At 45.1% G+C, this 12891-nt stretch carries 10 protein-coding genes; 5 read left to right on the top strand and 5 right to left on the bottom strand.

Features of this window, described 5'->3' with window-relative positions:
- The first annotated feature begins 3 nt into the window (after positions 1-3).
- The 4 genes from QQL36_RS24775 (at position 4) to namA (ending at position 3534) form a co-directional block, all read left to right on the top strand.
- Positions 4-813 carry a hypothetical protein gene (locus tag QQL36_RS24775; RefSeq protein ID WP_321567137.1) on the top strand — a complete coding sequence of 270 codons (810 nt, stop codon included), beginning with the start codon at positions 4-6 and terminating at the stop codon, positions 811-813.
- Positions 814-895: 82 nt separating this feature from the next.
- Positions 896-1999, top strand: a complete 1104-nt coding sequence (locus QQL36_RS24770; RefSeq protein WP_321567136.1) for a family 20 glycosylhydrolase — start codon at positions 896-898, stop codon at positions 1997-1999.
- Between the two features lie 72 nt (positions 2000-2071).
- Positions 2072-2275 (top strand): cold-shock protein, encoded by a 204-nt coding sequence (locus tag QQL36_RS24765; RefSeq protein ID WP_072357632.1) that lies wholly within the window; start codon positions 2072-2074, stop codon positions 2273-2275.
- 182 nt (positions 2276-2457) lie between these two features.
- Positions 2458-3534: an NADPH dehydrogenase NamA gene (namA, locus tag QQL36_RS24760; protein WP_321567135.1), complete on the top strand. Its 1077-nt coding sequence runs from the start codon at positions 2458-2460 to the stop codon at positions 3532-3534.
- A gap of 113 nt (positions 3535-3647) precedes the next feature.
- Here the strand turns inward: namA and QQL36_RS24755 are convergent, their stop codons facing one another.
- From QQL36_RS24755 to QQL36_RS24735, 5 genes are all read right to left on the bottom strand, one after another.
- Positions 3648-4091 (bottom strand): polymer-forming cytoskeletal protein, encoded by a 444-nt coding sequence (locus tag QQL36_RS24755; protein ID WP_321567134.1) that lies wholly within the window; start codon positions 4089-4091, stop codon positions 3648-3650.
- Position 4092: 1 nt separating this feature from the next.
- The gene (locus tag QQL36_RS24750; RefSeq protein ID WP_083725705.1) at positions 4093-5148 is read right to left on the bottom strand and encodes a ParM/StbA family protein; all 1056 of its coding nucleotides are present in this window, start codon (positions 5146-5148) and stop codon (positions 4093-4095) included.
- A 256-nt stretch (positions 5149-5404) separates the two neighbouring features.
- On the bottom strand, positions 5405-6379 hold the full coding sequence (locus tag QQL36_RS24745; protein ID WP_083725704.1) for a terpene synthase family protein: 975 nt from the start codon (positions 6377-6379) through the stop codon (positions 5405-5407).
- A 208-nt stretch (positions 6380-6587) separates the two neighbouring features.
- The gene (locus tag QQL36_RS24740; protein ID WP_321567133.1) at positions 6588-8330 is read right to left on the bottom strand and encodes a hybrid sensor histidine kinase/response regulator; all 1743 of its coding nucleotides are present in this window, start codon (positions 8328-8330) and stop codon (positions 6588-6590) included.
- Between the two features lie 170 nt (positions 8331-8500).
- On the bottom strand, positions 8501-11101 hold the full coding sequence (locus QQL36_RS24735) for a M1 family metallopeptidase (RefSeq protein WP_321567132.1): 2601 nt from the start codon (positions 11099-11101) through the stop codon (positions 8501-8503).
- Positions 11102-11252: 151 nt separating this feature from the next.
- Between QQL36_RS24735 and QQL36_RS24730 the strand changes: the two genes are divergently transcribed.
- Complete coding sequence (locus QQL36_RS24730) at positions 11253-12842, top strand: hypothetical protein (RefSeq protein ID WP_321567131.1); 1590 nt, start codon at positions 11253-11255, stop codon at positions 12840-12842.
- The last annotated feature ends 49 nt before the right edge of the window (positions 12843-12891 follow it).

The following is a 12891-nucleotide window of genomic DNA, read 5'->3' as shown; positions in this document are numbered from 1 at the left end:
TTTATGAAGAAGTGGTTATTTATCTTATTAGCTTTTACTGCATGTAAAAAAGAAAACACAGGCACAAACACGACCAGTAAATACATCAGCACAATATTTGAATACAAACCCGCCCCCGGCCAGTTTGTAAATACAAGTATCGGGGATAGCGCAGCTGCGCAAAAGCTGGTAGGTAGTACAGAAAATGTGCTTACCCTGGGTGCATTTGGAGGCTATGTCGTATTCGGATTTGATCATGGCGTGTCAAAATTCGGCATCTATAGCAATACCATCGAAAGCCTGTCAGAACCAGGTATCGTAATGGTAAGTCAGGATGTAAATGGAAATGGATTACCGGATGATGCCTGGTATACAATAGCAGGTGATCAATATACCAATGCCGTAAAGAACTACAAAATCACTTACTATAATCCCGGTGGCTATGCAGATGTAAAGTGGAAAGACAACCAGGGTGACTCAGGCACCGTCTCAATCAATGTATATCATACGCAGGTATATTATCCGTCTTTTATCTCCGCACGGGATTCCATGTCTTTTACAGGCATGAAACTACCAGCTACCCTGAAGGATAGTGCCGGGCTATATATCAATACCGGGTTTGCGTATGGCTATGCGGATAACTGGACCAGTGACTATGGCACCAGTGGGTATAATAGCTTTGATATTGCCGATGCAGTGGATGATAATGGAAATAAGGTCACCTTGTCTTCGGTCAGTTTCGTAAAGGTATATACAGGACAGAATAGCAAGGGCAATGCAACGATAGGAGAGATCTCTACCGAAATAAGAGGAGCGATTGACCTGAAAATGTAACAAAATCTGTAATTTATGTTTCCAGCCTTTCCGTTGGTGTAATTTCTTTATCGGAGATAAGACTATTTTGTATTTTATCAATATGAAAAACGTCATCTTCTTTACCCTGTTATGCTGCGTTATAGGACACGTTTCCTATTCTCAAACTCCGCCAGACAGCATTCTCCCCGTTCGCGGTTTCTGCATCGGGGCGCCCTCACCAGCTGGCCTGAACGAATTCATTCAATTCATCGACCAGGAACTGGCACCCCGCAAGGTGAATACCCTGGTCCTCCGCATCGACTACAATTACCAATACGAAAGCCACCCGGAATTCCGCACCGGAAACGCTCTGACCAAAGCCGACATCAAAAAGGTGGTAGCTGTATGTAAGAAAAATCACATTCGTTTAATTCCACAGTTCAACCTGTTAGGCCATCAATCCTGGGCAGGAGAGGTCAATGCCCTTCTTGTAAAATACCCGCAGTTTGACGAAACACCCTGGGTAAAAATGCCTGAGAAATATGTATGGCCAAACCCCGACGGTCTCTATTGTAAAAGCTATTGTCCACTGGCGCCGGGGCTGCACAAGGTCGTTTTCGATATCATAGACGAACTCTGTGATGTATTCGAAACCACCGCCTTTCATGCGGGCATGGACGAAGTATTCTATATAGGAGAGGAGAAATGCCCCCGTTGCGGTGGCAGGGACAAGGCCGAACTCTTTGCCGGCGAAGTATCCACCCTGCGCAACCACCTGGCAGAAAAGGGCCGCCAGTTATGGATATGGGGCGATCGCCTGCTGGATGGCAAAACGACCGGTCTGGGCATGTGGGAGGCCAGTATGAACAATACCTACCGCGCCATAGACCTGATCCCAAAAGACGTGATGATCTGTGACTGGCATTACGATCGTCCGGAGAAAACACCGGCTTATTTTGCCATCAAAGGCCTCAATATTATTACCTGTCCTTGGAGAAAACCAGCATTTGCCCAGCAACAACTAAAAGATATGATAGAATTTAGAAATGCTGCTACACCCGAAATGAAAGACCGTTATCAGGGTATGATGCAGACCGTCTGGTCCAACGCGGAATCCTTTATGGACGAGTATTACGGCCGAAAAGTACCCAATGATACTTTGATGAGTACCAGCCGCTGTTTCAGAGTAATGTACAAGGATATAAATGTGGCACTTGGTAAATAATTGAAAATTAATATTTGGTCCGCGTATCTGAAAGAACTACCTTTATCCTTTACAAATTTTTAATTTTTTCAAATGACAAACAAATTTCAAGGAACTGTAAAGTTCTTTAACGAGACAAAAGGCTACGGCTTCATTAAACATGATGAATCCAATAAAGAGACTTTTGTTCACGTAAACGGTTTAATCCATGAGATCCAGGCTGACGACCGCGTGGAGTTCGAAGTGCAGGAAGGTAGAAAAGGATTAAACGCAGTTAACGTTAGACGTATCGACTAAGCTTGCTTTTTCATACACTGAAAGGAATATCCCGGCCCCCAAAGGCCGGGATATTTGTTTTTCATAAGGATTACATTCCCTCTTGAAATTATCTTTATAGAATTCCCGGGTTTCCTTAGTCATTGATCCCGCTATTTTAAATCGTTTCTATTTAAATTACAGATCTAAAGAAGAGCAATATTATGGCAGCACTATTTACGCCGCTAACGATTGGCGCAGTTACATTAAGAAATAGGATTGTGGTAAGTCCTATGTGCGAATACAGCTCCAAAGACGGTTTTGCCAATGACTGGCACCTCGTACACCTGGGCAGCAGGGCAGTAGGTGGCGCAGGCCTGATCCTCACAGAAGCGATCGCCGTATCGCCGGAAGCCCGCATTTCCCCCGCAGACCTGGGCATCTGGAAAGATGAACACATCGAAAAGCTAAAACAGATTGTAGATTTCCTCCACGCCCATGGCGCCATTGCCGGTGTACAGCTGGCCCATGCCGGCAGAAAAGCCAGTACGACAGAACCCTGGAAAGGCATGAAACTGGTACCCGCGGAGCAGGGTGGTTGGGAAAATATCATGGCCCCCAGCGCCATTCCGTTTTCTGACACCTACGGACAGCCCAAAGCACTCGATAAGGAGGGAATCGACAAGGTGATTGCCGATTTCAAAGCAGCGGCTGTACGTACCCTAAAAGCAGGCTTTAAAGTGATCGAAATTCACGGTGCCCACGGATACCTCATGCACCAGTTCCTGTCACCACTCAGTAACCACCGGACCGATGAATATGGCGGTAGCTTTGAAAACAGGATCCGACTGCTCACAGAAATAGTGAGCGCTGTTCAGGAAGTATGGCCAAAGGATAACCCATTATTGGTCCGCATTTCTGCAACCGACTGGGTAGAAGGTGGATGGAACCTGGAAGAATCTACCAAACTGGCAGCCATCCTGAAAGATGCTGGCGTGCACTTAATCGACACCTCCTCCGGTGGCCTCGATACCCGTCAGAAGATCCCGGTAGGCCCATTATACCAAACCGAATTTGCTAATCATATAAAGAAAGAAACCGGCATCCCAACAGGAGCCGTAGGCCTCATCACCACTGCCGAAGAAGCCGAAATGATCGTGAGTACAGGCAAAGCAGACCTGGTGTTCTTAGCAAGGGAATTACTAAGAGATCCTTACTTCCCGCTCCATGCAGCCCATCAGTTAAAAGATGAGTCTTTAAAATGGCCGGTTCAGTACGAAAGAGCTAAACCCAGACATTAAACAAAAGGAGGCCGTACGGCCTCCTTTTGTTCGGGTACCTAATGAAGATAGGTAGTCCTTTAAGTAATTCTGAGAAGGATTATTTATTTTTGATACCCCTTCCCTTCAATATTTTAAAACCAACTGGTCGGCTTTTCCTCTTCCACAGGCATAGGTAGGTCCGGTTCTGGCTCGGTATCCAGGGGTACCGCGTTCTCCAGATCATTTACATGTTTTCGGATCGCCCCTTCTATTACAGCTTCTTCTTCCAGCTCCAATATCAATGCCGTCACATCGCCCTTTATATAGGCTTTATTACTTATCACCGCCTTATTGGTGATAAAGATATCACCATATACTTTGCCGAAGTGGATCAGATCTGTCGCGTACACATTACCTCTTATAATGGCGGTATTGCCTATGGTCAGCAACCCGTCTGTACGCACATCGCCACGAACAGTGCCATCTATACGGCCCGGAATCGGAGATTCGATAGCGCCCTGTACAGACACTTCTTTCGGTATCACGAACATGCCTTTCCGGAAGGCGTTTTTGAGTATTTCAATTATTGCAGACACATCATATTTTTGAAACCGCAGATATATTTTCATCTTCAAACACAGAAATGATAGAGGAGGCATTGCCCAGATCCAGGCCCACACTACGCTGATGCTTATCATCTGAGATACGCAGTGAGTTATAAAGGTAACCTATACTCACGAGGTTTTCAGGATCTGGCGCCACATCTACAGGAATAAAATCCTTAAATTCTTCCAGGAAGCAATCCGTCAGTTCACGATAATGTGCACCGCCACCCATCAGGTAGATCTTGCTACAGGTTTCAAAATCCTGGTCTGTGAAATAATTACGCATCAGCGGAGATACTACTTCTTTGTAATACTGCTTCAGCAGGGCTTTACGCGTTTCTTTGAGGTCAATGCGTTTGCGGTTGGTAAAGATGGAACCCTTCATGAAAGCATCATCCAGCTGATGCTCATTTTTCATATCCAGGTAATATGTTTTATTCAGCTCACGGGCAAGGTTGTTAATGGCATATTTGATACCGTGAGAACTGAAGCAGGTACGGTTTATCAAACCATCGGCTGTAGCCAGACCTCCTTCGATAGTACCAAATCCAAAGCTCACTGCAATAAAGTTGTCATTCTTAGGCTCATTCAGGGTCTTCTTCAAACCAATAATACCACCCACTATTTCAGGAATCACTTCAAAACGTTCAATATCCAGCATCCCTTTTTTGATCGTGCCTTTGTTGTTGAAAGTCTGCGTATCATATTCTATCAGAAAATGTCTTTTACTCAGGAATTGTTCTGCGGCGGCCTTGTAAATATTATAGGTAGAGAATGGAAATCCCATGGTGATAGACAAGGGTTGTTGCACCTTGTCCAATACATTAACCAGCGCGGCTTTGAAGAGTATTTCATAGTCATCTTCCTGGGGAGCCGCATTCGTAATACGCCCCGGGTTGATGCCGCCTCTTCTGGCGAGGTTACCAACTATGTACCAGTTATCGTCTTTTTTGATTTTTAAACCATTCAACAGGTCTTTTGAGGAGTTTTCTGTGTTACCATACGCAGACTCGAACACGCTGGGAAAACTGATAGCAGATACTTTCATGATGCAGGATTATATGATTAAAACTTTCTAAAGTTTACAAAATTTTATACCTGGGCAACCTGGGAAACAGGGGAACCAATCGCTACAATAGCGGGAAGGGATTATTATTCCCGCGTTACAATAACATTAAATATATAAAATAATATTAAACATCATCCAAAACAAATTTAGCTATAACTTAAAAATATTGATAATCAAGCGGGCAGAACATAGCGAAAACCCGCTTTGAAGCGGGTTTTCGCAAAATAGTGTAACCTTATTCCGTTACATAATTGAACTCATATCTTGCTGTGTCATAAATTGACCAGTCCATAAACCCTCTTAGCATGGTGCCCATTGCATCCAGGTGGTCCTGGATGGCAGTATCGATCCTGATACCAAAAGTAGGTAACTGTGCCTTTAATTCATTGAACTGTGCAATCTCCCGGTCGTGTATCCGGGCGGTCTCTTCTATGGCCTGTTCCAGCGAAATGTTTCTTTCGTGTTCAATAACTACTACCAGGTTGTGCTCATCCCCATGTTCCAATTCCTTAGAGAGCGAGAAAAGGTCGTTTGACCAGCAGATGGTTCTGCGCGCCAGTTCTACCAGGCGCTGGAAATCTTCATTTTGCAACACAAAAACGGGCAGATTCTGTTTAGTAGCTACTTCCAGCAGATCCGTAGCCAGGTTGGCAGCCGCAAAATAAGGTCGCATTTTCATGTACTGCAACATACTCGGATGCCGCTGTGCACGGGAGTTTTCGATCTCCCACATGCCCGCTTCAAACACCGCCTTCAAACTAAGGGTAAACTGGCATTGCCAGGAGGCACTGCTCAACCGGCGCATCTTTTCCCAAAAGTCACTGAATGCCGCCATGATCGGGTTTACAGAAACAGGCACCCGCTTGTTGAGTCGTAATACATTTACAAAACCCCCAATGATACCTTGTACATAATCCGCGGTTCTATAACCTGCGGTCTCTGATGAAGCATGGTCCAGCAAATCATCCATAACAAACAGCAGGGAGTTCAGATTGTTGGCCGCGCAAAGAAAATCGTAATCTGCATCCGGATAAGTCCTGCAGGTCATCCAGGCAAACTTGTAGTTCGCGTACTTCCCGTACAATTCCTCCCCTGACAGGAGCTGAAATCGGTGTAGCCAATTGGTAGTGTGTCTGTCTACCTTGTCTACAAATGGACTGATCCTTGACTCAAAAGGACAGTAAAGCTGCGGAACGTTAATAGTCTTCATACTTGTGTGTGTTTTATGAGTGAAAGAAAAACAAGCCTGGATTAGTTGCTGATAGTGCTGCGGAACTCCGCAGTAGCACAAGAGAAGACATTCAAAAGTATAAGTACGGCATAAACGACTATGAGCCTGGTGAAGGCTGAGTATTTGACAGCATACTACGGGTTGTAAACCAACATTATATAACGTGAAGATACGGCAAGTAGAGAGATTAAAACAGGGCGGGAAGCTTGAGACAGTTATTGATCTCCTGGGTCAGTACATTGAAATCGATGGGTTTTGTAACATAGCCGGCTACGCCTGCATTCAATAGCGCATCCCTGGCTTCTTCAAATACATCACCTGTGGTGATAATAACGGGAATATCTTTTAAATGGGGTATAACTTTTAATTGCTTCAGTAACGTGTGTGCATCCATATCTGGCAGATGGCTATCCAGCAGTATGATATCCGGTGGCTGCTCCTGCATCACATTCAATGCCTGCTGACCGGTAGAAGCCGTTTGCAGACGGCACCCCAGACTTGACAAATAACGCGTCAGGTAGATCTGACTCATCTGGTCATCTTCCACGATCATCATGCGGATGTTCGTAAAAGAGGGCAGGGGCGGCATTTCCGTCATCACCGGTTGTGCGGGTTTATTCCCTTCAAAGGCTACCAGCGGGAAGGCAATACAGAACAAAGTCCCTTTCCCCGGTGAACTGTCCGCTGTGATCGCGCCTCCCAGCAAACTTACCAGGTAACGCGCAATATGCAACCCTAACCCGGTACCATTTGAGAAATCACTCTTACCGGTGAAAAACGGATCGAAGATCTTTTCCAGCTGCTCCTTATCCATACCCTGACCCGCATCCTGGATGCGGATATAACAAATGTTCTTTTCGGTAGACACCTGGATGAATATAGTAGAGTTATCAGCCGTAAATTTAATGGCGTTGAAAAGGATATTGTTAACGATCTGTGTCAGTTTCACTTTGTCACTGCAGATCTGTGCAGGCATCTGCTGCCTGTCGTAATCCAGCGCGATTTTCACCCCTTTATTTCTTGCGATATACTGACTGGTGATCACAATATTATCAATCCAGTTTTTGACATCAAACGGTTCCCTGAATACCTCATGGATCTTACCAACTTCGATTCTTGATAATTCCAGTACATTATTGATAATTTCCAGTGCGTGATAGCTCGCCGCACACAGGTGTTCCGCCGTAGCACGGATAGGCGCAAGCTCTTGCTGCTGCTTACTTTGTATGACTAATAGCTGACTGATAGAATGAATGGCATTCAGCGGTACGCGGATTTCGTGGTTGGTTTCCCGCACGAACACGCTCTTGTAGTCATTGGCCTTTTCCAGCTTTTTCCCTCTTTCCCGTAGCTCCGCCACCAATATGTCATTCTGGTTCACATAAAATGCGATGATAAGTATATTGAGACTAAATACAACTACAACAGCAGAGAAGTGAATAATACGCTGATTGGTGATACCAAAGGTCAATGGCTTTATCAAATGTATCTCATCATTGACCTGCAGTAATATCACTACAGCCATGGTCAATGCAACTGATATTATCCTGTACTTCGTGTCTTTGATAATGAGAAAACTGGTACCAATCAGAAAAATAGCCAGCAGACTTGCTTCTATCACAGCCGATAATATAATACCAAAATAAAGTGTAGCGATATTGGGAATTAACTGGGCCAAAAGGGCAGCAAGATCATATTTACCTTTACTGTTTATCCATATAATAGAAAAATAAGCAAACCCCTCCAGCGAAGCCGCGATAAGGATTTCCATTTTCCCCGAAATAGCATAAAAGAACCATGCAAAAAAAGTAACTAACAACCCAATGATCAGCGATATCGTATTCACCTTGATAATACGTGTTCGCAGATCCAGGTCATCCACTTGCGCTCCAGTGTGTGTAATAGTTGTAAGTGTGTCTCTGATATGCATTCGCTTTCGTGTTTATTACAGCACGGCCAAACTCATCCTAATTAGTTGAGCTTTATCAATTTGCTGCAATATAACGAACTATATATAAATGCTACATACAAAAATCGCTTCTACCATAGGCAGAAGCGATTCATGCAAATTACTATATTTAAAACGAGTTAGATATTAAATTATTTAAACTCGCTATCATTCAGACCACTGTTTACCTTCACCTCGTTCACCTTAAAATTGATCTGCTGATTGCCACCAATTGTATTGACAAGGGTGAATGGGAATTTAATACCGCTAACGTCTTTGTAATCACTGAATTCCAGCATACCGGTTATCTGGTCGCCCTGCTTGTTGATGGACTTCACCTTGTAATAACTAGCCGCATCAAAATACAGTTCAATCACTTCGCCGTCGGGTTCAGTCACAGTTACTTTATAGGCATCCTTGCCATTCACCTGTTCGAAGTCAGGAGACAGCACAAGCTTAGCGCCATCACTCAGGTATTCCCTTTCAGGGAAGAGTTCCAGGCTACCTTTCAGTTCTTTCCTCATGTCTGCATCTACCGGCATCCTGTTACCCATTTGTTCAGCAACCACGCTGTCGCCATTGATGATCAGGCGGCTTGCATGTGCACCCATGGCAGCAATGTAGATGTCCATGTAGTACTTATCAGGAGATTTGTACTTCTTTGTCATGGATATTTCTGTACCCTGTACACTACCCATAGCAGACATTGACTGATCCTTAATGCCATTCAGTTTGTCCATACCTCCGATCGCAGCAAAATAACGATTGATCACATCTGTTGCGGTGGTACCTGTCGCTACTTTACGCACTTCACCTTTCCATACGTTGTTGGAAGGATCTATATCCGGTAAGCCTTTCGCAGGATCGATCACTACCCCTGTCAGTTTGGTAACAGAGTTATATTTAAATGTCCAGGTACCGGAACGTTGCCAAACTTCAGCAGGCAGTTTCACGGTATCTGTTTTGCCATTGCTGTCGGTAATGGCCAGTACAACCGGCATTACCAGCTGGTCACGGTTTTCGATAGTGATCAGGGCGCCTTTGGCAGGATCACCGCTTACATATTTTACATCTTTTACCGCCTGGTCCAGTGCCCAGTTTTCCAGGAACCAACCACGCCAGAACCAGCTCAGGTCTTCACCAGCTGCATTTTCCATCGTACGGAAGAAATCCCATGGAGTCGGGTGCTTGAAAGCCCAGCGATTGATATAAGTGCGGAATGCAAATTCAAAACGCTCTTTGCCAAGAATATAATCACGCAAAATAGTCAGACCAGCAGCCGGTTTGTAGTAAGCCGCCGTACCCAGGTAACTGTTCTGGATCACATCCGGAATTGTCATGATAGGATCTGTGCCAAACATGCCACGGCCGGTATTCTGTACCTGCATCGGTGTGTAGTACTCTCCTTTGTTAAATGCTTCAGTAGAACCCTGGTTGATGAACGTATTAAAGCCCTCATCCATCCAGGCATATTTACGTTCGTTGCTACCCACGATCATCGGGAACCAGTTGTGACCGAATTCGTGATCGGTTACACCCCATAGACCGGAACCGGTGCTTCTCCAGGAACAAAATACGATACCCGGATATTCCATACCACTAATGCTACCAGCTACGTTGGTGGCTACAGGGTAAGTAAATTCAAACCATTGTTTGGAGTAAAACTCGATACAACCTTTTACAAATTCAGTAGATCTGAACCAGCCGTTCGGACGCCTGATCGCTTCCGTCGGATATACTGACTGTGCCAGTGCCTTACGGCCACTTGGCAGTTTCAGTCGTGCCGCATCCCATACGAATGCTTTGGAAGCTGCCCAGGACACGTCTCTTGCATTTTTACATACAAAGTGCCAGGTCAGGTTCCCCTTGCGTGATTCAGTAGGCTTTGCGACTTCGCTGCTATCCCTGATCATCACAGTCTTATCACTTTTATAAGCCTGTGCCAGACGCGCTTGTTCTTTAGCAGTCAGTACCTGGGCGCTGTTCACCAGTTCACCACTACCTACTATGACCAGACCTGCAGGTGCGGTAATCTTGTAGTCGAAGTTGCCATACTCAAGGTAGAACTCTGCCGCTCCCTGGTAAGGAATGCTGTTCCAACCCAGTACATCGTCGTATACTTCCATGCGTGGATACCACTGGGCTATCTCGTACACCCAGCCATTCTGGGTAGTTAAGCGCCCCATACGGTCAGTACCGTATTGCGGAATATCAAAAGCATACTCAATTTTTATCTGTAATGCAGCGCCATTCGCAGCCTGTGGCTTAGGCAGGAAGATCTGCATACGGGTATCGCTGATTAAATACCTGACAGGGGTAGCCTTGCCATTGCTCACTACACTCACCGATTTGATTTCATCACCCTTGGTGTAGCTCTTGTTGGCAAAACGACCACCGGTGACTACTGCGGTAGCAGAACCACGGCTATCTTCCCTGAAAATGTTCTGATCCAGCTGTAACCACAGGAAAGGTAGCTGATCAGGGCTGTTATTGGTGTAGGTAATGGCTACGGAACCAGTCAATCTGTGCGTACCCGTATCCAGGGTAGTATTGATGACATAATCTGCCCTGTTTTGCCAGTATTTGTGGCCAGGAGCACCGGAAGCGCTGCGGTACTCATTGCCGTTTGAAGAGTAGAATAGTGGATTAAAAGCCGCGTGCGGATCGTATTTGGGGGCTTCTGTCTGTGCTAATGCAGGACCCGCCAGACTTGCTCCTAACAGACAAAAAAGTAAGAACTTGTTGCTTCTCATTATATCATTCAATTGTTAATAATAATGCATAAATATAATAAAAGGGGCGAAAGGACAAGTAAAAAAGGATAAAGGGCAAACAATCAGTATGTTCTCATTAAACATTTGGGAAATTAATTATACATTTACATTCATAACCTTTTTTTTACCTATGAGATATTTCTGGCAAGGCACCAGCCTTCTTGCCGTGTTATTTGCATCACAACTTTCCGCGCAGGTACCACAAGTACAACTTAGCAATAACTTCCCTGAACCAGGAGATGGATTTGATAAGATTCTACTCCTCAACAACAGTTATACAGCTTACCTGCACTTTGATAAAAAAGCAGGTATTATCGTCAACATGTACGATGCAAAGCACAAGATAGCTACAACCGATACGGTAACTGGTCAACTGTTCGATATAAACGCATTGAATGACACAGAAATAGATGGTATCTATGAAATAAACAACCAGGTAGTCATCTTTCTCCAGCAACTGGTTAAGTACAAGCCACGTCTATACAGATTGATACTGGATGGCAAAACCGGTCAGTTAGTAAAGGAAGATCAGTTAGGCGAACTGCCTACTATCCAGCACAGGGATGTTGTCGTACAGGACAACTTTGCCTCACACGATTTCTATGTGGCCAAAGACCCGCGTAGCGGCTATTATGCCATTGCTGCATTTGCCGGCGGTGAAATGGATCGGAAGGAAACGCCAGGCGAACGGGTACAGGTTTATCAGTATTCCCCTGATCATCAGCAAATTGGGCATAGTACTACTTACCTGCCTTCAGCAGATTACCCTTATCACGGATACCTGGACATGGCCGTGCACAACGATCAGGTATATCTGGTCACAGCTCCTTTGCGCATCCGCAAGAATCCAAAGGATACTGCCTGCATGGTAGCCGTATCAGGTATTCATAATACAGAGGTGAAGCACCAGCTGCTACCTTACACATCGAATATGCAGGACATCCATGCAAATATCCAGTATATACCTGCGGCTCAGAAACTCGTATTACTACTAACCAATGCTACCGGCAAAGGAACCAAAACCCCAGGTGTAGCTATGACGCTCAGTTACCTGGATGCCGGCACATTAGAAGAATATCGGCATCAGGCAGTAACGCCGGATCAGATCAGCGCTACTTATTCAGGTGTACCGCAGCAGCTATTGACAGCGGATGACGGTACTGCCACATTGCTGCTGGAAAATACAAGTCTGTTCAGTTCCGGCAATGCCAATGCCTGGAATAATATGCATACCAATATGAATGATATTGGTATCATGACCCTGGATAGCGCAGGTGCGGTAAAATCAGGTATGGCGCAAATCAAGATGCAGGTAGCGAATGGTCTCTATGACCCTATGTTCCTGCACCGCAGAAAGAAAGGGCAATGGATGTTCCGCAACAGGATTCAGGCCCTGAATACCACGCCTTACCTGTCATTCGATTACCTGACCACAGCACGTGGTAAGTTTATCATTTTCAATGATTACCTGCAATACCTGGATCCGGGTGGTGTGTATACCGATAAGAAAGCATTGCGCTACCTTACCGATGCCAATACCGTGTGTTATAATAGTGCCGGCGAAAGGATGTTCCTCTTTGGTGCCCCTGAAACCTACAAAGGCTACTATACCATGCTGGGTGCCAGTGATTTTAAGCAGGAGAAAAGCCAGTATGTGACGCTGCTGATCACAAGAAAGGGGGAGACAAAAACTGCAAATATTGCCTGGGTGCAATTCTAAGCAGAAAAGGGTGGTACCTAATAAAAGAGGCCGTATCATGAGTAATACG

The sequence above is a fragment of the Chitinophaga sp. LS1 genome, from assembly GCF_034274695.1.
Taxonomy (GTDB): Bacteria; Bacteroidota; Bacteroidia; order Chitinophagales; family Chitinophagaceae; genus Chitinophaga.
Note: the sequence above shows the minus strand (reverse complement) of the source record. Positions and strands in the feature narration are given on the sequence as shown.